Source organism: Pseudomonas sp. D3-27 (assembly GCF_051132165.1).
GTDB lineage: Bacteria > Pseudomonadota > Gammaproteobacteria > Pseudomonadales > Pseudomonadaceae > Aquipseudomonas.
Genome location: NZ_CP071667.1, coordinates 2,990,032 through 3,011,199, shown reverse-complemented (window position 1 = coordinate 3,011,199; position 21,168 = coordinate 2,990,032). Strand labels below are relative to the sequence as shown.

Sequence of the window (21,168 nt, the reverse complement as noted above, 5' to 3'; positions counted from 1 at the left end):
CGCGGCCCAGCGGGAGCAAGCTCCCTCGCCACAAAGCAGGTGAGTACAAGGGCTGCAAGCAGCCCCTATAAGCTCAATCAGGCAGTGAAGTCGCTGGCATGCAGCTCCTTGACGCCCACCAGGGAGAGTTCGAACTCGGCGGTGGCGTCGGAGTCGACGCTGCCGTAGAGGATGCCGTCGACAAAGCGCAATTGGCCGGTGGCGTTGGTGGTGTCAAAGGCGTTACTGCCAATGAAGGTGAACGCATCGAGGTTGGCGGTCAGCGGGTTGGCGTCCAGGCCGGTGAAGTCCAGCTTGTCCATCTCCGTGCTCTTGAAGCCGTTGATCACGTCCCGTGCCGCCCCGACGCCCATGTCCGACAACGCGCCAAACGCATAGGTGTCCGCGCCGGTGCCGCCGGTGAGGTTATCGGTGCCCGCACCGCCGATCAGCCGATCATCGCCCGAGCCGCCCACCAGGGTGTCGTTGCCGGCACCGCCGTCGAGGATGTTTCCAGCGCTGTTGCCCGACAATGTGTCGGCGTAGGCGCTACCGGTCAGGTTTTCGATGAACTTCAAGGTGTCCAGCCCGGAGCCCACGGTGTTTTGCTGGGCAGAGGTCGAGAGGTTCACGGTGACCCCGGCCAGGGCTCGGTCGTAGGACACGGTGTCGTTACCATCACGCCCGTCGAGGATGTTGTCGCCGGCACCGGCGAACAAGGTGTTGGCCAGCGCGTTACCCGTCCCGTTAGCGACGCCGGGGCTGTCGACGTAGAGGTTCTCCACGTTGGTGCCCAAGGTGTAGGCGGCGAGGCTACTGTGGACGCTGTCGATACCGCCGGTCACCGGATTGCTGCTTTTCTCGATGACGGTATCGCTGGCATTGTCGACGTAGTAGGTATCGTCGCCGTCGCCACCGCTCATGCTGTCGGCTCCCGCAGCGCCATTGAGCACGTTGTTGGCGACGTTACCGGTGATGAAATTCCGCCGATCGTTACCGGTGCCGTCGATGTCCGAAACGCCGGTCAGCACCAGGTTTTCCAGATTGGCGCCCAGTGTCCAACTGACCGAAGCCTGTACCGTATCGATCTGCGCGGTCGAGGTGTTGGTTTCCACGACGCTGTCGAACGCGTTGTCGACGACGTAGATATCGTTGCCATCGCCACCGGTCAACGTGTCGGCGCCCAGGTCGCCGTTCAGAGTATCGTTGCCCGAGCTGCCCACCAGCGTATCGTCCTGGTCGGTGCCGGAAATCATCCCGCCCTCATTCTGCGCGCCGTCGAAAATGTCCTGCACGCTGTTGTTGTCGTTGGGGTTGCCCTGGAAACCGAGGTCATCGGCGATGTAGTCGGCCAGGCGCTGGCCGACGATTTCCGCTGATTCCTCGTGCAGGTGCCAGACGTCGTCGGGATAGACCAGCGGGTCCACTTCATAACGCAAGGGCAGGTCGTTGGGGTCCACCGCCAGTTTCACATCGGCACGCTCGGCGGCGATGGCTTCCTGGACGGCGCGAACGTAGCCCACACCCTCGACGATGTCGGCGATCTTATCCTCCGGGTAACCACGGGCGCGCGCGGCGTCCTGCTCGTAGTGCCCGGTCTCCATGATGTACACGTTGAAGTTGCCGAATTGGCTGTGCAGGTAATCGAATACCTTCAATGTCGCCGCTTTGTAGGCTGCCGCTGCTGCCGCCTTGTCCGTGGAGCGGGCGATTTCCTGGGCGGCTTCTTCGCCTTGGCCCCAGATGATGCCCATGGTCACGTTATCGATGGACTTCAGTTCGGTGAGCTGGTCACGCAGCAACGTCACGGCGCGCAACAGCGCCGGCCCCGGTTGATTGGTATCGGTCAGCCACCAGCACAACTTCAGCTCCTCGGCGCCCAGCGTCGACAAGCCGTTGACCGTGCTGCCGCCGACGGCGATGTCGATGCCGTTGCCATCGGCATCGTCGAACTGGCTGCGTACGTCGTAGGTGGTGTACTTGCTCAGATCGTTGACCAGCATCGAGGTGCCGGATTGATCGTCGTCTTCGCTCATGCGCAGCAGGCGCGCGTTGGATTGGCCAAGAGTCGGCAGGTAGAGGATGTCTTGCTGGGCGCGTTCGCCAAAGACGAAATCGTCGGCGGTGAGGGTGTTGAGGTAGTTGCCGTTCAGGGCGATTTCGAAGCGATTGCCATCGGCGTCGGCCTGGCTGGATTTGACGTAGGTCTTGTCGCCCGCCGCGTTCAGGGTCATGTAGAGCGTGCCGTTGTTGCCGTCGCCCAGGCCAAGGAAGCCCAGCCCGGAGACGTCGATCTTGTCCACGCCAACGGTGAAGTCGTAGATCGTGTCCGTGGCGGTCACGCCGCCGGTGTCGTAATCCCGGTAGCTGTCGGCCAGGTTGTTGTAGCGGAACGTGTCGGCGCCGTCGCCGCCATACAACGAGTCGCGTCCGGCGCCGCCGTCGATGATGTCCGCGCCGGTGCCGGCCTTTATGGTGTCGTTGCCGCCGAGGCCGAGGATCAGGTCGGCGCCTGCCGTGCCGTTGAGGCTTTCGGCGTTGGCGGTACCGGTGATGGTGTTGGCCGGCGCATCGGCGACCACCAGGGCGAAGTTGTCGCTGACCGAGGCGCCCGAGGGGTCGGTGGCCTTGACCAGCACGTCGTAGTTACCAGCGGCGGTGGTGGTGGGCGTGCCGCTGAACGTCAGGTTGGCGGCGTTGAACGTCAGCCACGAAGGCAGGGCGTTGCCGTTGGCGAGGGTCGCGGTGTAGGTCAGCACATCCTGGTTGGCGTCGCTGAAGCTGTTGCTGGCCACGGTGTATTTGAACGGCGTGCTTTCGCTGGCGTTCTGGTCCAGAAGGGGGATGACCACCACCGGCGCGACGTTCGTCGGAGTGTTCTGGTCGGCAAAGACAAAATGATTGGCGGTCAGGCTGCTGACCAGGTTGCCGGCCATCGAGATTTCGAAGCGGTTGCCGTTGGCATCGACCGTGAGGTCCTTGAGGTAGGTGCGGTTGGTCGATGCACTGTAAGTGACTTGCAGCGTGCCATTGAGCCCGTTGCCCAGGCCCGTATAACCGAGAGCCGCGACGTCGATCTTGTCGGCGGCCACGTCGAAATCGAGGATCTGGTCACTGGCGCTGGTGGAACTGGTGCGGTAGCTGTCGAGCTTGGACGTATAGCGGAATACGTCGGCGCCCGTACCACCGGTCAGTTTGTCCACGCCGGTGCCGCCCACCAGGACATCGTTGCCGGCGGCGCCATTGAGGGTGTCGTTGCCCGCACCGCCGAAAATCTGCTCGTTGGCGACGGTGCCGGTCAAGGTGTCGTTGTTCGGCGTGCCGTTGATCACCACGGACGAGGGCACGTCTTGCACGGCCAGGGTAAAGCTGTCGCTGACGGTGGCGTTGCTGCCATCGGTTGCGGTGACCTGGATCGAGTAAGTGCCCGACGCCGTGTCGGGAGGCGTGCCGCTGAAGGTGCGCGTGGCGGCATCGAACGTCAGCCAGCTGGGCAGGGCGCTGCCGTCGGCCAGCTTGGCGGTGTAGCTGAGGCTGTCATTGTCCGGATCGTTGAAGCTGGTGGCCGGGACCACATAATTGAAAGGTGTCTTTTCGGTTGCGTTCTGATCCAGCAATGGCGTGGCTACCACCGGCGCCTGGTTGGTGGGCGAGGACGTGGCGAAGACGAAATTGGCATTGGTCAGCTTATTGAGGTAATTGCCGTCCAGCGCTACCTCGAACCGATTGCCGTTAGCGTCTGCCTCCAAGGACTTGATGTAGGTCTTGGTGCCGGCGCTGTTGAGCACCAGGTAGACGGTGTTGTTCTTGCCGTCGCCAAGGCCGGTGAAGCCCATGGCGGAAAGGTCGATCTTGTCGGCGGCGATGTCGAAGTCGGTGATCAGGTCACCCAGATTCGCGCCGCCGGTGTTGTAGTTGCGGTAGCTGTCGAGTCGGTTGGCAAACACAAAGGTGTCTGCCCCGGCGCCGCCGGTGAGGGTGTCCATGCCTGCGCCGCCGTCGAGCTTGTCGGCGCCCGCGCCACCACTGAGGCTGTCGTTGCCCGCCAGGCCGAGCAGGGTGTCCGCCGCATCGCTGCCCTGCAACGAGTCGCTGCCGGTGGTGCCGGTGATCACCCGGTTGAAGATGAAGTTATCTGCCGTCAAGGTACTCGCCAGGTTGCCTGAGAGAATCAGCTCGAAGCGATTGCCGCTGGCATCGGCGTCGTAGTCCTTGATGTAGGTGCGGTTGCTGCTGGCGTTGTAGCTGACCTGCAGGGTGCCGCCACGGCCATTGCCCAGGCCGGTGAAGCCGAGATCGGCGAGGTCGATCTTGTCCTGGGTCACGTCGAAGTCGGTGATGGTGTCGTCGAAGCTCGCCGTTGCGTTGCGGTAGCTGTCGGACTGGCTGGTGAAACGGAACGTATCGGCGCCCGTGCCGCCGGTGAGTTTGTCGACGCCCGCGCCGCCCACCAGAATGTCGCTTCCGGCCGCGCCGTTGATGGTGTCGTTGCCCGCCGCCCCAAAGAAGATCTCGCTGGCGCTGGTGCCGGTGAGTGTGTCGTTGCCGGCCGTACCCTGTACGGTGGTCATCGGCACCGTGGCGCTGACGTAGCTGCCATCGCCATAGACCAGCGTGGCGCCCTTGCTGGTGTGGCTGATGGTGTTGGCGATGATGGCGTTGCGATCGGTGCCGTCTTCGTTGCGCTCGGCGACACCGTAGGTGGACAGGTTGCTGCCGCTGATGATGTTGCCCTGGATCAGGTTGTCGCTGCCGTTGAAGTACTTGCCGGACACCCCGAGCGTATCGTCGTAGGACTGGATGATCACTTCCGGCACCGCGCTGCCTAGCGCGTTGTTGTTCAGCGTGTTGTCCAGTACCTCGACATGGTTGCTGCCATAGATGCGGACACCGGCGCCGTTGTTGTCATGGATGTCGACCCCGGTCACGGTTACGTCGCTGGACAGCTTGATCAGCACGCCTTCAGCGCCGTTGCCGTACATCTCGCCACCGGTGATGGTGATGTTGCTGGGGGAGGGGATGTCTTCACTGCCGCGCTGCACCACGATGCCGTTGCCGCCGTTGTTGTAAGCGACGTTATTGGTCATGGTGAAATCGTGGGTACTGGTGACAACGTTGAAACCGTGGCGGTCGTTGTCGTAGGCAACGTTGTTTTCGAAGGTGCTGTCGCTGAGGAAGTCGGCGACGAATCCGTCCAGGCCGTTGCCGTGGGACACGCTGTTCTTGATAACCATGTTGACGGTTTGCTCGTGGGGGTCGAAGCCATACCCGGAGCAATCCTTGATCTCGACGCTGTCGAGGGTGACGTTGGAGTCGTAGCCTTCTTCGCCGGGGATATACCCGTTGAACCAGCCGTCCACCTTGCCGGTGGTGGCGTCGCGGTTGCCGTCGATGGTGAGGTTGCTGACCCCGAAATCATGGGTTTCTTCGCCATAGGCTGAGCGGATGATGCCGGTGATCTTGGCATCGGAGCCATCGACCAATTTCACCGTGGTGTCGCCCATGCCGTCGCCGTACAGGTAAACGTTGCTCTTGAGCATCAGGCAGCCGTCGGAGGGTTCCTCGCCCCCTGACACGATGTAAGTGCCCGTCGGCATGTACACCTGGCCCCCGCCCGCGGCAGCTGCCGCATCAATTGCACTTTGAATGGCCGCCGTGTCGTCAGTGACGCCATCTCCTTTGGCGCCAAAATTTTGTACGTTGAAAATCATGGACTTATCTCCGTATCAGGTTAAGAACCTCGGTATCTGCCAATATTCCATCAGCGACCACGGAGTTATGACCGGAGTAAGTGAAAAAGTTGCGTCCGCATATCGGCGGAGTGTCAAAAAACTGATAAACGGTTGTGGGTTGGTTTGATGTGTAACATTTAATTGACGATTTTGAGCGCCGTATCAGAGCTATGGGAGTTCGATCGCGATAGCGGTGTACCCGTTACCTTTGATGCAACTGATCCGACGCCATCGCGAGCAAGCTCGCTCCCACAATGAAAGGGTGGTGCGGCTTGCAGTGCCTTGGCCAAGGTGAACATTCACTCCAAGACCTTCTTGAGAAACGGCGCCGTGCGGCTCTCCCCGCAATTCGCCACCACCTGCGGCGCGCCGCACACCACGACTTTGCCTCCCTGGGTCCCGGCCCCTGGCCCGATGTCGATGACCCAGTCGCTTTGCGCTACCACGCGCATGTCATGTTCCACCACGACCACCGTATGCCCTTCATCCACCAGTCGATTGAGCTGCACCAGCAAGCGGTCCACGTCCTGGGGGTGCAGGCCGTTGGTCGGTTCATCCAGCACGTAAAGCGTCGCGCCTCGGGCCTTGCGTTGCAGTTCCGTCGCCAGCTTGATCCGCTGGGCCTCGCCGCCGGACAGTTCGGTGGCCGGTTGGCCCAGGCGCAGATAGCCCAGGCCGATGTCTTTGAGTACCTGGAGCGAACGCCTGGCTGGCGGTTGCTCGGCGAAGACCTCCAGGGCCTGGTTCACCGTCAATTGCAGCACTTGGGAGATGTCCAGGCCTTGCCAGGTCACTTCCAGGGTCTGTGGGTTGTAGCGGGCGCCATGGCAGGTCGGACAGGGGGCGTACACGCTGGGCATGAATAATAATTCCACGCTGACGAAACCTTCCCCCTCACAGGTTTCGCAACGGCCCTTGGCGACGTTGAAGGAGAACCGTCCGGCATCGAAACCGAGCGCTTGTGCCTGCTCTGTCGCGGCGAAGAGCTTGCGCACATGGTCGAACAGCCCGGTATAGGTGGCGAGGTTGGAGCGTGGCGTGCGGCCGATGGGTTTCTGGTCGACCTGAACCAGTCGCTTGACCCCCTCGAGCCCGGCGGTGACCTGGCCGCCGCTGGCCAGCACCGGTTCGTCTTCCAGGCTTTGCTCTTCGCCATCGGCGTTGGCGCCGGGCTGGCCCAGGTGGGCGCCGACCAGATCCAGCAGGGCCTGGCTGACCAGGCTGGATTTGCCCGAACCGGAAATGCCGGTGACAGCCGTGAAGCAGCCCAGGGGAAAACCCACGCTCAGGTTGTCGAGATTGTTGCGGGTGATGCCGTCCAGCCGCAGCCAGTCCTTGGGTGGGCGCGGATGGCGCGCAATGGCCCGTTCTTCGGCGAACAAGTAGGCGCGGGTGCGGGATTCGGGCACTTGCCCAAGGCCTTCGGGCGGGCCACTGTAAAGGACCCTGCCGCCTTGCTCGCCCGCGTCGGGGCCCACGTCGATCAGCCAGTCGGCGCGGCGCATGGTGTCCAGGTCGTGCTCGACCACAAACACCGAGTTTCCTGCTGCTTTCAACCGTTGCAAGGCGCCAAAAAGCGCTTCACTGTCGGCCGGGTGCAGGCCGGCGGAAGGTTCGTCCAGCACATAGATCACCCCGAACAATTGGGAGTTGAGCTGGGTCGCCAGGCGCAGGCGTTGCAGTTCGCCGGAGGAAAGCGTCGGCGTGCTGCGCTCCAGGGCCAGATAGCCGAGGCCCAGGTCGATCAGCGTGACGATGCGCTCCAGCAGTTCGGCGGCAATGCGCTGGGCGGCCAAGCGCTTTTCCAGGGACAGATTGGGCGTGTGGCGCGCGTCCGGCCCGCCAGCGTGCGGGTTGTCGCCCCTGGCGGCGCGCTGCTCACGAGCCTCGCGCGTCTGGCGATGGGTGAGAACATCGCCCGATTCTTCGGGCTGCTCCAGATAATCCGGCGCCGCTACGGCCTTGAGCACCTCGGCCAATTCCAGCAATGACAGGTTGGACAGCTCGGCGATGTCCAGCCCGGCAAAGGTAACGGTCAGCGCCTCGCGCTTGAGGCGCTTGCCTTCGCAGACCGGGCAGGGGCTGGCGCGCATATATTGCGCCACCCGCTTGCGCATCTGCGCGCTTTGCGAATGCATGAAGGTGTGCAACAGGTAGCGCCGGGCCCCGCTGAACGTGCCCTGGTAGCTAGGTTCGAGTTTGCGCTTGAGGGCGTCGCGGGTCTGGGCCGGGGTGAGCCCGGCGTACACCGGGACGGTGGGGGTCTCTTCCGTGAAGAGGATCCAGTCGCGTTGCTTCTTCGGCAGGTCGCGCCAGGGAATGTCGACGTCATAGCCGAGTGTCACGAGGATGTCCCGCAGGTTCTGCCCTTGCCATGCCATGGGCCAGGCGGCTACCGCGCGTTCGCGGATGGTCAGCGAAGGGTCGGGGACCATGGTGGCTTCGGTCACTTCGTAAACCCGGCCCAGGCCGTGGCATTGCGGACACGCGCCCTGGGGCGTGTTGGGCGAAAAGTCCTCGGCATAGAGCATCGGTTGGTCGGCCGGGTAGCTGCCGGCGCGGGAGTAAAGCATGCGGATCAGGCTCGACAAGGTGGTGACGCTGCCCACCGAGGAGCGCGCGCTGGGCGTGCCGCGCTGTTGTTGCAAGGCGACAGCCGGCGGCAGGCCTTCGATGCTGCCTACGTCCGGCACGCCGACCTGGTCGATCAGGCGCCTGGCATAAGGTGCGACGGACTCGAAATAACGACGCTGGGCTTCGGCGTAAAGCGTGGAGAAGGCCAGCGAGGATTTGCCGGAACCCGACACGCCGGTGAACACCACCAGGGCATCGCGAGGAATGTCCACGTCAACGTTCTTGAGATTGTGTTCGCGGGCGCCACGCACCCGGACGAAACCGGTGCCAGCGGTTAAAGCAGGGGCTGAGCGTGGGGGCATCGGGATTCCTTGTGGACGTCGGTGGTTGCGGCGATGGGGAGCACGCCGTTACTTAGAGCTTCGGCAACTGCCCGATCCGCCCCATCATTTCGGTCACGACCTGTAGGTCCAGCAGGAACTGCTCCACGGTCTTGAACTCGTTGTCGTTGTGGCCGGTGTACTTGACGTCGGGCATGGCCAGGCCGAACTGCACGCCGTTGGGCAAGTCATGGACCGACGTGGCCCCGGCGGACGTGCCGAACTTGTGCTCCATGCCCAGGTTCTCGGTGGCGACGGCCAGCAGTGCCTTGACCCATTCGCCTTCGGGGTTACGGTACATGGGTTCGTCGATAGTGTTGTCGAATGTCACGGCAACCTCGGACTTCTTGGCCCACGCGGAGAGCTTGTCGTTGATCTCAGCCTTCAGCGTGTCCGTTGGCTTGCCCACGGGCACCCGCAGGTTCACGGCGAGCTTGAAGCTCTTGTCGTCCGTCCCGACGTAGGTGAGCGAGGCTGTCAGCGGGCCCATGAACGCGTCGGAAAAGCCGATGCCCAGTTTGTTGCCCAGGTAATCCAGGCCCCAGTTGTCGGTGGCGTAACGCGCGGCGTCGGTGATGTGGTTGTGCTTGAGCGCGACCTTGCCATCCAGGCCATTGATGAAGGCCAGCATCCTGGCGACCGGGTTGACGCCTGACTCGGGCTCGGAGGAATGGGCGGATACGCCAGTAAAGGTCAGCTTGACGGTTTTATCGGCCACCTCGCTCCTTACTTCAAAGTCGCCGCCATTGGCTTTGGCGTAGTCGGTGCCGGCCTTGAGCAGGCTGGCGGCCAGTTCGGCGGGTTTGTCGGTGCTGAATGTCGCGACTGAAGTCGACGGGATCTGGTTGGTCGCCATGCCGCCGGTCATTGCAACGACTTCAGCGCCTTTGCCTTCGCCCGCCCGGCGAGGGAAGTTCGCCATGACCGTGCCGTAGCCTTTCTCGGCGATCACCACTGGGTAGCTGCCATCGAGCGCCAGGTTGTAATTGGGCGTCGGGTTGCGCTCGAAATAGTAGGGGATGGCGTCGCCGGTGGTTTCTTCGGTCGTGTCCACCAGCAGCTTGAAGTGGCGCGCCAGCGGCAGTTTTTCGTCCTTGATGATCTTCATGGCGTAGAGCGCCACGACGATGGCGTTCTTGTCATCCTCGGTGCCTCGACCGTACATGCGATCGCCCACCAGCGTGACCTTGAACGGATCGAGCCTGGTGCCGTCCTTGAGCACCCAGTTTTCCGGCGTCACCGGCACCACGTCGGCATGGGCGTGAATGCCCACGACTTCGTCACCGCTGCCTTCGAGTGAAATCTCATAGACGCGGTTGTCGATGTTGCGGAAGTTCAGGTTGAAGTCGGTGGCCAGGCTTTTGATCTTGTCGGCGATCTTGAGAAACTCGGGGTTTTCATGCTGGGCCACGCCGTCCTTGCGAAAGGTCTGGATTTCCACTAACTGGCGCAAGGTCTCGGTGGCGGCCTTGCCATACTTCACCCGGGCGTAGATACCGAGCAGCCGATGGATTTCGTTCTGTTGTTCCGCCGACAGGGTTTTGTTGCCTTGGAAGGCATCGATGGCCGGGCCGAGATTCGCGGATTTGGCCAGCTCACTCTTGGCGACGCTCGCCAGGAACTGGCGGAAATCGCTGACCGAGGTATCGGCGTAGGTCTTGACGAAGTCCGCGCTCTGTTGGGCGGTGATGTTGGCGTTGGCGGATATCGAGTAGGACGAGAGGGTGGACAGTACGAGGGTGGCAATAGCCAGGCGCTTGAACGGGAAGTTCATGGTGAGGGGCATTCCTTTGCAAGGGAAAAGTGTCGTTTGGTGAAACAATCACTTACAACCTAGCACCATGAGCGCCGGTTGGGGGAGCCCTAAGAACGGAATATGTCGCCGGAAAAAGCGCAAACGGCGCAGAAATGAAAAATCCCCTGTGGGAGCGAGCAAGCCCGCTCCCACAGGGTTCGGTGGTGACTGGAGTCAATGCGTCCCGCGCGGAATCGTCTTGAGCAGATCTTCCGGGCTGATATGCCCCACCACTGGCTGAGCCGTGCTGCCCGGCAATGGCAGGTCGAGGATATGCCCCTTGATCTTGCCGACCACATGCATCTCGCAGGGTTTGCAATCGAACTTCAAGGTCAGCACTTCATCGCCGTGAATCAGCTGCATCGGCGCGACCTTGGTGCGCACGCCGGTGACGCCCTTGGCTTGCTTGGGGCAGAGGTTGAACGAAAAACGCAGGCAATGCTTGGTGATCATCACCGGTACTTCGCCGGTTTCCTCGTGGGCCTCGAACGCCGCGTCGATCAGCTTGACGCCGTGGCGGTGGTAGAAGTCCCGGGCCTTCTGGTTGTAGACGTTGGCCAGAAACGACAGGTGCGACTCCGGGTACACCGGTGGCGGCGTGGTTTCGGCCTTGCGCCCGCCCCGTGGATGCGCTGCGACGCGCGCCGTGGTCAGGGCTTCGATCACCTCGCGGCGCAGTGCCTTGAGCTGGGAGTTGGGAATGAAAAACGCCTGGGGCGCGTCCAGCTTGATCGACGTGGCGTGGTACTCGGTGGTGCCCAGTTGGCCGAGCAGGTCCTGCAACTGCTCCAGGGCTTGTTCTGGCTTGTTCGCCAGGCCGAAAGGACCGTCGAGGGCAACGCTGGCGCTGATGCCTTCTTCGCTGGTGGCGGTCAGCTCCAGGCGCTCTTCGCGCAACTGCGCGACCCAGGCCAGGCCCACGCGACGCTCGGCGGAGGTCTTGAGCAAGGCTTGCTGCCAGTTGTGGTCCAGGTTGCGGCTCAGCGGATGGTTGGGCCGCAACTGGTACATGCCGGCGGGCATCTCGTTGGGCTCGACGCGGTAGCGGTAGCGCTTCTGGCCTTCGTCATCGAGGAACTCGCCCTTGGGCTCGGCGATGTTGGCCCGGAAACCCACCACTTCGCGCTTGACCAGCACGTTGAGGCCGTCGCCGTTGGACAACGGATCAGACGTCACCACGTGCAGGTCGCGCTTGCCGACTTTCTCCACCACGCCCACCGGTACGCCGGTGAACGTGGGGGAGTCGAAGGCGCCGATGTCGATCTTGCGCTCGCTGACGAAGTAGTCGGTGCTGCCACGGTGGAAGGTCTTGTCCGGGTCCGGCACGAAGAAGTGCGCGATGCGGCCACTGGAAGCGCGGGCCAGGTCCGGGCGGTCTTCGAGGACATCGTCCAGGCGCTGGCGATAGTAGGCGGTGATGTTCTTCACATAGGCCGCATCCTTGTAGCGGCCTTCGATCTTGAACGAGCGCACGCCAGCTTCAACCAGGGCGCGGATGTTGGCGCTCTGGTTGTTGTCTTTCATCGACAAAAGGTGCTTTTCGTAGGCGACCACCCGGCCTTGATCATCCTTGAGGGTGTAGGGCAGGCGGCAGGCCTGGGAGCAATCGCCACGGTTGGCGCTGCGGCCGTTTTGCGCGTGGGAGATGTTGCACTGGCCGGAAAACGCCACGCACAACGCGCCGTGAATGAAGAACTCGATGGCTGCGTCGGTTTCGTCGGCGATGGCGCGGATTTCCTGCAGGTTCAGCTCGCGGGCCAACACCAGCTGCGAGAAACCGGCCTGGTCGAGGAATTTCGCCCGGGCGAGTGTGCGAATGTCGGTCTGGGTGCTGGCGTGCAGCTCGATCGGCGGAATGTCCAGTTCCATCACGCCCAGGTCTTGGACGATCAGGGCATCGACGCCGGCATCGTAGAGCTGATGGATCAACTGGCGGGCCGGCTCCAGCTCGTTGTCATGCAAGATCGTGTTGATCGTGGTGAACACCCGGGCATGGTAGCGATGGGCGAACTCCACCAGCCCGGCGATATCGCTCACCTCGTTGCAGGCGTTGTGACGCGCACCGAAACTCGGGCCACCGATGTACACGGCGTCGGCGCCATGCAGGATCGCCTCGCGGGCGATGGTCACGTCGCGGGCGGGGCTGAGCAATTCCAGATGATGTTTAGGCAAGGACATGTTTTTTTAGTCAGGCTGGTCACGGTCGAAGCGCGCATTGTAGCCGCCAGGCGCCGGATCGGCACCTGTGCAAGCCTGTGTCGGGGGAAATGAGCCGATACGCGGTCAGCCCTGGGCGGCGCCGATGCTGCACCAGCGGTTGCGCCCGGTGTTCTTCGCCAGGTACAGAAACGCGTCGGCGGCCTTGATCAACATGGCGGGGCTCACGTCCTCGCTGCTCGGCTGGCAGGTGTTGATGCCCGCGCTGATGGTGACGATGCCCAGGGGATGATCGCCATGCTCGATGTTCAGGGCCCTGACGGCTTCGAGGATTTGTTGCGCGACCTGGGCGGCGCCAGTGCTGTCGGTATTGGGCAGCAACACCGTGAATTCCTCGCCGCCGTAGCGGACCGCCAGGTCCCCGGGCCGCTTGATCGTCTGCCCGATCGCGCTGGCAATCGCCCGCAGGCAGTCGTCGCCGGCGGCATGGCCGTACTTGTCGTTGAAGCGTTTGAAGTAGTCGACGTCGAGCATGATCAGGGCCAGGGACGAACCCTGGCGCTTGGCCAGGCGCAGCTCATCGGCCAGGGCGCTGTCTAGCCGCCGACGGTTGCCCAGGCCGGTCAGGCTGTCGGTCAGGGCCATGTCCCGCATGGCTTGGTGGGCGCTGCGGATCTGCTTTTCCATGGTCATGCGGTAGCGCAGCTGGCTCAACACGATGAGCCCGAAACCCACCAGGATGGCGATCAGGAATATCAGCACCAGGCTGGTCTTGAACAAGTCCCGGCGCCACGGGGCGACGATCGATTCGCGGGACAAACCGGCTTCCACCACCAGCGGGTAGGTGGTCAGGGCCCGGTAGCCGTACAAGCGTTCGGTGTCGTCGACGACCGCCCGGGCTTCGGCCACGCCCTGGTTGGAGGTTGGCAGGTGCTCACGGAAGATCACGCTGTTGACCAGGCTCTTGCCGATCACCGAGGCGACGAAGGGCCGTCGTACCAGGATCGTGCCACTGCGCAATGCGAGCACCAGCGCGCCTTTGTCGTCGATCTTGAAGTCACCGTAATAGTCGACGAAATAGCTGACCTTGACGGTCCCGAGCATCACGCCGGCGAAAGAGCCGTCGGGGTTGTTCAAACGGCGCGAGACAGGAATGATCAAGTCGTCGGTGGAACGACTCTTGATCACTTCGCCGATACGCACGCCACGGTCCTGGTGGGTGCGGTGGTACTGGAAGTAGTCTCGATCGGCGTTGTTCGCCATTTCCGGTATCACGTCCTTGTCTGTCGCCAGCCATTGACCGTCCGGGCCGTAGATAAACAAGCCGTGCAGTTGCGGCATGATCGCGGCTTGCTGGATGAGCAGCTTGTGGATACGGGCAATGTCCATGTTTTGCAGCCCGTCGCCTTCCACTCGTTCGGCAAGGGCGGCGGTGAGCACGTCCACTTGGCGGATGGCGTCTTCGGCGTGTTGGGCGGTTGCCCTCGCCAGGTTGGTGACCGAGTCGCGGGCGGAAGCGAAGGCCGCGCGATAATCGCGCCATGTGCGCCAGCCCTCGACGGCCAGGAAGGCCATGACGACCACGAGCATGAAACTGACCGTCAGCCGAAACGCCGCCCCGGCTCGCACAGCCTGCGGGAACGCTTGATCGGGGCTTTCAATCCTGGGCTCTGGCTGTTTGCGTCCGAGCATTGGCTTATCCTTCTACACGACGGGTCCGTGCGCTTGCAGCGCACAGCCTATCCTATTCCATTTCAGCACGTTAGCTAACTGCGACGAGGCCTATACAGCCGACGACACACGGCACAAGGGGAAGGTTCATGAAAGTTGGCGTCATATCCGACACCCACGGCTTGCTGCGCCCCGAGGCGTTGGACGCGCTGCAAGGCTGCGAGAGGATCATTCATGCCGGTGATATCGGCAGCCACCAGATCCTGGAAGCCCTGGCATCCATCGGCGAGCTGTACGTGGTACGTGGGAACAACGACCTGGAGGCCGACTGGGCGGGACAGATCGCCGATCAGTTGCAATTCGACCTGGGCGGGTGGCAGGTGCTGTTGGTCCATGACATCGCCGATGTGCCGGCGACGCTCGATCCAGCTGTAAGGGTGGTGATCACCGGCCATTCCCACAAGCCGCTGATCGACTGGCGTGGCGAGCGGCTCTACCTCAACCCCGGCAGCGCCGGCCGGCGGCGGTTCAAGTTGCCGGTGACGCTGGCGTTGCTGGAGGTCAGCGAGCAGGGGATCGAGCCGCGGATCGTGCCGTTGCTACCGTGACAGGCCTGAGTTACCTGAAGTATTTGTCGACGTAGGACTGGATCTCCTGGCGCATGAAACGCCCGGATTCATCGGCCCGTTCCTCCCAGCCGAACACACACGCCGTGACGATGCCGTCGAAGCCGGTCTTCGCCAGTTCGCCAAAGAACAGGTCCCAGTCGATCTCGCCCTGGTGCATGTCCATGTGCTGATGCACCGTCACCTTGGCTCCGGGTGGGTTGACGATATAGCGCAGGCCGGACGAGGCCTTGTGGTTGTAGGTGTCGGCAATGTGGACATGGGAGATCATCGACCCGGCTTCAGCGATCATGGCTTGCATGTCATCGCCGAAGTAGAACGTGTGGGGGGCACAGTACAAAAACTTCACGTTGTCTGAACCGACGGTCTTGAGCATGTCCAGGGCCGGCTGAAGGGTTTCGCACCAGTCCTCCGGATGCGGCTCGACGTTGAGGGTAACGCCTTCGGATTCGAGGATCGGCACCAGCTCTTCCATCGAGCGCCACCAGGCCGCTTCGCTCGACTCATGACTGTGCATGCCGCCACAGCAGCTGATCTTGTGCCCGCGATCGGGCGACGGCCCGCGACCGAACTCCGAGTTCATCGTCGTACACCCCATCTCCACGGCAACGTGGATCGCTTCCTTCCAGTAGTTCACCGCCGCCCGGCGTTCATCCTCGTGGGGGCTGGCCCAGCGGTACATCGGCAGCAGCGACGCCAGTTGCAGGTCATGGTCGCGCAGGGCTTTCTTGAATTCGGTGATGCGTTCCTTGTGGACGCGAGGGCGAACCCACCACGGCAGGAAATCTTCACGCGGCGACAGTTCCAGGTATTGGTAGCCGAGCTCGGCGGTCTTGCGGCACAGGTCCGGCAGGCTCAGGTGGCGGTGCATGTAGGGATCGAGGGCGATTTTCATTGTTGTTCTCCGTTGATCAACATTGGTTACCTGTGGCAGCAGGTTAATAGGCGATCCAGGTTGAATCGTTGTTGGCCGATTCCACGCAGCGCTCCACCCAGCGCACGCCGTCCACGCCGGCGTCGATGTCGGGATAGCGCAGCGCGGCCAGCATTTGGGCGTCGCCACGGTTGGCGGCGTCCATGGCGAGGGCGAAGCGGCGATAGAGATTGGACCAGGCCTCGAACAGCCCTTCGGGATGACCGCCACCGATGCGGTCGTCCAGCAAGGCGTCGTCGTGCAGATAGCCCATGCCGCGCTCCAGGGTTTGCGCGGGCTGGCCCTGGATCTCGAAACTGAGCTGGTTGGGGCGCTCATCCCACCATTCCAGGCTCGCCCGGGACCCGATCACGCGGATTTTCTGGCCGTGCATGGAACCGGCATTCACCGCGCTGGACCAGACCATGCCCATCGCGCCGCTTTCGTACTCCATCAAGGTGTAGGCGTTGTCCTCCAGCGGCGCGCGGCTGGCGACGAAGCTCTGCCGGCTGCACACCAAGCGCTTGATCTTGAGCTCGGGCAGCATCACCTTGGACAGATACAACGGATGCGTACCGACATCCCCCAGCACATAACTGGGGCCGGCCTGGCGCGGGTCGACGCGCCATTGCGTCGCCTGGCTCTGAGCCTCTACCGGCGCGCTGTGAAAACCGTGGGCGAACTGCATGTGCACCATGCGAATCTCCCCCAGCTCCTCGGCTGCAATCATTGCCCGCGCCTGTTCGATCAACTGGTGCCCGGCGTAGCCGTAGGTCAGGCCGACGATACGGCCCCGGGACCTGGCCAGGGTCCGCAACGCCTCGGCTTCGTCGAGGGTGAAGCACAGCGGTTTCTCGCAAACCACATGCAAGCCGGCTTCCAGGGCGGCGCGGGTGATGGCGTAGTGCGTGCCGTTGGGGGTGGCGATCGACACCGCCTCGATGCCGTCGGGCCGCTGTGCTTCCAGCTCGAACAAGCTCAGGTAGTCCGGATAACAGCGCGCCGGGTCGATCCCCAACGCTTCGCCGAAGGCCTGGCCACGGCCCGGATCGATGTCCAGCGCGCCGGCGACCAGTTCGAAGTTGCGATCCCGCAGGGCGGCCGAGCGGTGGATGTAACCGATCTGGCTGTGCTCGCCGCCGCCGACCATGGCCCAGCGCAGGGGCCGTCCAAGGGTTTTGCTGCCATTGATCATAAGTATTGTCCTCCTTTGGTCAGAAGCCGATGCCGGCCAGATAGGCGCGGCTGGCCGCCACGTCGTCCAGGCTGGTGGCGGCGTTGCGCGGGTCGCGTTCCTGTTCGACGGTAATCGCGCCTTGGTAGCCGAGCTCACGCAGCAGGCCATGCAGGGCCGGGTAGTCGATGGCACCGCGTCCTATCGGGCACATCACGCCCCGGGCACAGGCGGCGAAGAAGCGGATGCGCTCGTTCAGCACTTGGTCGAAGACCGCCGGGTCTATGTCTTTGAAGTGCAGGTAATCCAAGCGATGGGCGTAGGTGCGCAGCGATGCGAGCGGGTCCATGCCGGCGTAGTAGAGGTGCCCGGTGTCCAGGCACAACCCGGCAATGTCGTGGGGGATGTCATCCACCAGCCGCGCCAGCTCATCGGCGAATTCGATGTAGCCGCCCGCGTGAGGATGGATGACGGCGCGGATGCCATAGGTGTCCCAGGCGAGGGCGGCGATGGCGCGGATGTGCGCCATCATCGCGTTCCAGTGCGCGTCGTCCAGGCGTGGCGCGCGGTCCGAATGGCCGGCCGCGTAATCGCGTTCGTCGTGGCCCCAGTCGATGATCACCAGGTAGGGCCCGCCGAAGCGCTGGCCGGGCTGGGGTTTCAAGGGCGGCAGTTGTTTGAGCGAGCCGCAGATGGCGTGGGTCTGGCGCAGCAGTTCGGGCAGATTGGCGGGGTTTACCAAGTCATCGAAAATCGTTCCCGCGACGATGTGCAGGCCGTGCTCCGACAGTGCTGGATTGAGGATTTCCGCCTCCAGCGGCAGATAACCATAGGGCCCCAGCTCGATGCCGCGATAGCCCGCATCGGCGGCTTCGCGCAGCACCCGTCGCCACGGTGGCAGAAACGCGTTCTTGATGTCATCGACGCCCCAGCAGCAAGGCGCCGTGCAGATGTGGATCGCCATTTGAAGCACTCCGGCTGTGTTGTTGTTTTTGTCTTGGGCTGATGCTATTGCCTCGTTGCGGAGCGGGCCATGGGGAGATGGCTTAATGTGTCAGAACCCCTCATGATGGCGAAAAGAGGTGTCAAGACATGTCAAAGCAACCACGCCGAAAATTGCGCCCCACCATGGCCGATGTCGCCCGGGAAGCCGGTGTGAGCCTGTCGACGGTGGACCGGGTGCTGAACCTGCGCGCCGACGTGCGTGCCGACACCGCCCAGCGCATCGCGGCAGCGGCGGGGCGCTTGGGCTTCCATGCCAAGGGGGTGATCGAGCAGCGTGTGCTCAACGACCGTCCCACCCTGCGTCTGGGGTTCCTGTTGCAGAAAAGCGGGGTGCCGTTCTATCAGGGGCTGGCCCACGCCCTGTCAAACGCCGCCGCCACCTGCACGCGAGCGCGGATTCGCGTGGTCATTGGGTACCTGGACGACCTTGATCCGGTCAACGTGGCCCAACGCATCCTCGCCTTGCGTGACCAGGTGGACGGCCTTGGCGTGGTGGCGGTCGATCACCCCAAGGTGCGTGAGACGGTGGCACAATTGCGCGCGACAGGCATATCGGTCGTGGCGCTGCTCTCGGAACTGTCCAGCGGCGCCGGCACTGGTTACGCCGGCCTCGACAATCGCCTCACGGGACGCACCGCCGGTTGGTTCATCAGCCGCCTCGCCAGGCAGCCCGGGCCAGCGGCGGTCATGCTCAGCAGCCAGCGTTTCCAATGCCAGGAATTGTGCGAATTGAGCTTTCGCAGCTACTTGGCGGAGCAAACCGGCGAATGGGAGCTGCTCGCCTCGCGCCTGACCCTGGAGGACGACGAGTTTGCCTATGGCAACACCGTCGACCTGCTCACGGCAGAACCCGACCTGGCGGGGCTTTACGTGGCCGGCGGCGGCATCGCTGGGGTATTGCGGGCCCTGCGCAGCCTCCAGCAGCAACAGCTGCGCCTGCCCGTCGTGGTGTGCCATGACCTGACGCCGCTGACCCGGGAGGCGTTGAAAACCGGATTGGTCCAGGCGGTGCTCTCCCACCCGGTGACCACCCTGGCCGAAGAAGCCGTGGATGCTCTGGTCGAAGCCGCGACGGCCACGTCGGTGGGGCCGGTGGCGAGGCGGGTGGTGGCGTTGCAAGTGGATGTTCCGGAAAGCGTCTAGGCTCGGTACGAAATGTATCCGCACTCACCCATACAGCGTTGAAACGGGGCTGGCCTTCGCGCGAACACATTTCAAACAGACCCTGGGACACCCGCGCGCGCTGATCCAGCCATTCGTTCCCCAACCAGTTTTTTCCTTCCCAGCCACAACAAAAACCCTCGTTTCGTAAATTCCCGCCTGCCAACACAATCGCCTCGACAGCTTGTTTCGATAGCTGCAATCGCAGAACAACAAGAAACCGGAACCCGAGGCGGCGACACGCCGACTTGAGCCAAACCCTCTGCCGGAAGTGCCAAGACATGCCCGTTGAAACCCTACGCATCGATACGCTTGTAATAGGCGCCGGCCAGGCCGGCGTCGCCATGAGTGAACATTTGAGCCGCCAAGGCGTGCCGCATCTGGTGGTGGAGCGCGACCGCATCGCCGAAGCCTGGCGGACGGCGCGCTGGGACTCGCTGGTCGCCAACGGCCCGGCCTGGCATGACCGCTTTCCTGGGCTGGAATTCGACGGCCTGGATCCCGATGCGTTCGCCTCCAAGGACCAGGTGGCCGAGTACTTCGAAGCCTACGCCCGCAAGTTCAACGCGCCGATCCGCACGGGTGTGGAAGTGCGCAAGGTCGAGCGCACTGTCGGTCGCCCAGGTTTTACTATTGATACCTCCGACGGTGTGATCGAAGCCACTAACGTGGTGGTCGCCACCGGGCCCTTCCAACGTCCCGTCATCCCGCCCATCGCGCCGCAGATGCCTGCGCTCACCCAGATTCACTCGGCGCAATACCGCAACCCCGGGCAGTTGGCCGAAGGCGCCGTGCTCGTGGTGGGGGCGGGGTCGTCGGGGGTGCAGATCGCCGATGAATTGCAGCGGGCCGGCAAGCAGGTATACCTCTCTGTCGGTGCCCATGATCGTCCGCCACGCGCCTATCGCAATCGGGATTTCTGCTGGTGGCTCGGGGTGCTGGGCGAGTGGGATGCCGAGGCGGTCAAGCCGGGCAAGGAGCACGTGACCATCGCTGTGAGTGGCGCCCGGGGCGGCCACACCGTGGATTTCCGCCGGCTGGCCCACGAGGGCATCACGCTGGTGGGCCTGACCCGAGCGTTCAACGGCCACGTAGTGAGTTTCGAATCCAACCTTGCCGAAAACGTCGCCCGTGGCGATGAAAACTACCTGGCGTTGCTCGACGCCGCCGATGCCTATATCGAGCGCAATGGCCTGGACCTGCCGCCCGAGCCCGAGGCGCGCCGGCTATTGCCCGATCCTGAATGCATGACCCATCCGATCCTTGAGCTGGACCTGGTCGAGGCGGGTGTCAGCACCATCATCTGGGCCACCGGGTACTCGGTGGATTACAGCTGGCTGAACGTCGATGCGTTCAAAGCCGATGGCAAGCCTCGGCATCAGCGTGGGGTCTGCAGCGAACCTGGCCTCTATTTTGTCGGCCTGCCTTGGCTGTCGCGCCGGGGGTCGGCGTTCATCTGGGGCGTGTGGCACGACGCCCGGCATATCACCGACCACATCGTCAAACAGCGCACGTATCTCGACTACCGCGATGCATCCCAGCGCATTTCGCAACCTTTGAAAACCAGCCTGACGGGAGTTCGTTGATGCCTACTCACACTCGCATCCGCATGTTCAACACCAAGGACACCTACCCCAACCAGACCCTGGACAACGACCTGTGCCAGGCCGTGCGCGCGGGCAATACCGTTTACGTCCGTGGGCAGGTCGGCACCGATTTCAACGGCCAGCTGGTGGGCCTCGGCGATCCGCGGGCCCAGGCCGAACAGGCCATGCGCAACGTCAAGCAACTGCTGGAAGAAGCCGGCAGTGACCTGAGCCACATCGTCAAGACCACCACCTACCTGATCGACCCGCGCTACCGCGAGCCGGTGTACCAGGAGGTCGGCAAATGGCTCAAGGGCGTGTTCCCGATTTCCACCGGGCTGGTGGTCAGTGCCCTCGGCCAGCCGCAGTGGCTGATGGAAATCGATGTGATCGCGGTCATCCCCGAATAAGGAGC

The 21,168-nt window shown here is 63.1% G+C and carries 12 protein-coding genes; 4 read left to right on the top strand and 8 right to left on the bottom strand.

Going from position 1 to position 21,168, the window contains the following annotated elements; genetic code table 11:
- Positions 1–77: 77 nt before the first annotated feature.
- The 5 genes from J3P92_RS13730 to J3P92_RS13710 all read right to left on the bottom strand — a co-directional run bounded on the left by J3P92_RS13730 (position 78) and on the right by J3P92_RS13710 (position 14,309).
- Positions 78–5,690, bottom strand: a complete 5,613-nt coding sequence (locus tag J3P92_RS13730; protein ID WP_434647559.1) for a putative Ig domain-containing protein — start codon at positions 5,688–5,690, stop codon at positions 78–80.
- Positions 5,691–6,010: 320 nt separating this feature from the next.
- Positions 6,011–8,647, bottom strand: a complete 2,637-nt coding sequence (locus J3P92_RS13725) for an excinuclease ABC subunit A (RefSeq protein ID WP_434647556.1) — start codon at positions 8,645–8,647, stop codon at positions 6,011–6,013.
- Between the two features lie 52 nt (positions 8,648–8,699).
- On the bottom strand, positions 8,700–10,439 hold the full coding sequence (locus J3P92_RS13720; RefSeq protein ID WP_434647553.1) for a dipeptidase: 1,740 nt from the start codon (positions 10,437–10,439) through the stop codon (positions 8,700–8,702).
- A 195-nt stretch (positions 10,440–10,634) separates the two neighbouring features.
- Entirely contained in the window at positions 10,635–12,638 is a 2,004-nt protein-coding gene (locus tag J3P92_RS13715) for a peptidase U32 family protein (RefSeq protein WP_420763817.1), read from the bottom strand.
- Between the two features lie 105 nt (positions 12,639–12,743).
- On the bottom strand, positions 12,744–14,309 hold the full coding sequence (locus tag J3P92_RS13710) for a sensor domain-containing diguanylate cyclase (protein ID WP_434647550.1): 1,566 nt from the start codon (positions 14,307–14,309) through the stop codon (positions 12,744–12,746).
- Between the two features lie 128 nt (positions 14,310–14,437).
- On the opposite strand from J3P92_RS13710, the gene J3P92_RS13705 reads away from it, so the two are divergent.
- Positions 14,438–14,896 (top strand): metallophosphoesterase family protein, encoded by a 459-nt coding sequence (locus J3P92_RS13705; RefSeq protein WP_434647547.1) that lies wholly within the window; start codon positions 14,438–14,440, stop codon positions 14,894–14,896.
- A 10-nt stretch (positions 14,897–14,906) separates the two neighbouring features.
- Here J3P92_RS13705 and J3P92_RS13700 read toward each other — a convergent pair whose 3' ends face one another.
- The 3 genes from J3P92_RS13700 to J3P92_RS13690 are packed head-to-tail and all read right to left on the bottom strand — an operon-like array spanning position 14,907 to position 17,965.
- Positions 14,907–15,809 (bottom strand): sugar phosphate isomerase/epimerase family protein, encoded by a 903-nt coding sequence (locus tag J3P92_RS13700; RefSeq protein ID WP_434647545.1) that lies wholly within the window; start codon positions 15,807–15,809, stop codon positions 14,907–14,909.
- A 43-nt stretch (positions 15,810–15,852) separates the two neighbouring features.
- A complete protein-coding gene (locus tag J3P92_RS13695) occupies positions 15,853–17,022 on the bottom strand; it encodes a Gfo/Idh/MocA family protein (RefSeq protein WP_434647543.1) in 1,170 nt (389 codons plus the stop codon).
- A gap of 19 nt (positions 17,023–17,041) precedes the next feature.
- On the bottom strand, positions 17,042–17,965 hold the full coding sequence (locus tag J3P92_RS13690; RefSeq protein WP_434647541.1) for a TIM barrel protein: 924 nt from the start codon (positions 17,963–17,965) through the stop codon (positions 17,042–17,044).
- Positions 17,966–18,093: 128 nt separating this feature from the next.
- Here J3P92_RS13690 and J3P92_RS13685 point away from each other — a divergent pair, with 128 nt between their 5' ends.
- The 3 genes from J3P92_RS13685 (at position 18,094) to J3P92_RS13675 (ending at position 21,163) form a co-directional block, all read left to right on the top strand.
- The gene (locus tag J3P92_RS13685) at positions 18,094–19,149 is read left to right on the top strand and encodes a LacI family DNA-binding transcriptional regulator (protein WP_434647539.1); all 1,056 of its coding nucleotides are present in this window, start codon (positions 18,094–18,096) and stop codon (positions 19,147–19,149) included.
- A gap of 299 nt (positions 19,150–19,448) precedes the next feature.
- On the top strand, positions 19,449–20,753 hold the full coding sequence (locus J3P92_RS13680; protein WP_434647537.1) for a flavin-containing monooxygenase: 1,305 nt from the start codon (positions 19,449–19,451) through the stop codon (positions 20,751–20,753).
- Positions 20,753–21,163, top strand: a complete 411-nt coding sequence (locus J3P92_RS13675; RefSeq protein WP_003201555.1) for a RidA family protein — start codon at positions 20,753–20,755, stop codon at positions 21,161–21,163. Before J3P92_RS13680 ends, J3P92_RS13675 begins: the two co-directional genes overlap by 1 nt.
- The last annotated feature ends 5 nt before the right edge of the window (positions 21,164–21,168 follow it).

What these genes read in the sequence shown, in the direction of transcription:
- J3P92_RS13730 (WP_434647559.1), bottom strand. Translation starts at nt 5,690, where the DNA reads ATGATTTTCAACGTACAAAATTTTGGCGCCAAAGGAGATGGCGTCACT.
- J3P92_RS13725 (WP_434647556.1), bottom strand. Translation starts at nt 8,647, where the DNA reads ATGCCCCCACGCTCAGCCCCTGCTTTAACCGCTGGCACCGGTTTCGTC.
- J3P92_RS13720 (WP_434647553.1), bottom strand. Translation starts at nt 10,439, where the DNA reads ATGAACTTCCCGTTCAAGCGCCTGGCTATTGCCACCCTCGTACTGTCC.
- J3P92_RS13715 (WP_420763817.1), bottom strand. Translation starts at nt 12,638, where the DNA reads ATGTCCTTGCCTAAACATCATCTGGAATTGCTCAGCCCCGCCCGCGAC.
- J3P92_RS13710 (WP_434647550.1), bottom strand. Translation starts at nt 14,309, where the DNA reads ATGCTCGGACGCAAACAGCCAGAGCCCAGGATTGAAAGCCCCGATCAA.
- J3P92_RS13705 (WP_434647547.1), top strand. Translation starts at nt 14,438, where the DNA reads ATGAAAGTTGGCGTCATATCCGACACCCACGGCTTGCTGCGCCCCGAG.
- J3P92_RS13700 (WP_434647545.1), bottom strand. Translation starts at nt 15,809, where the DNA reads ATGAAAATCGCCCTCGATCCCTACATGCACCGCCACCTGAGCCTGCCG.
- J3P92_RS13695 (WP_434647543.1), bottom strand. Translation starts at nt 17,022, where the DNA reads ATGATCAATGGCAGCAAAACCCTTGGACGGCCCCTGCGCTGGGCCATG.
- J3P92_RS13690 (WP_434647541.1), bottom strand. Translation starts at nt 17,965, where the DNA reads ATGGCGATCCACATCTGCACGGCGCCTTGCTGCTGGGGCGTCGATGAC.
- J3P92_RS13685 (WP_434647539.1), top strand. Translation starts at nt 18,094, where the DNA reads ATGTCAAAGCAACCACGCCGAAAATTGCGCCCCACCATGGCCGATGTC.
- J3P92_RS13680 (WP_434647537.1), top strand. Translation starts at nt 19,449, where the DNA reads ATGCCCGTTGAAACCCTACGCATCGATACGCTTGTAATAGGCGCCGGC.
- J3P92_RS13675 (WP_003201555.1), top strand. Translation starts at nt 20,753, where the DNA reads ATGCCTACTCACACTCGCATCCGCATGTTCAACACCAAGGACACCTAC.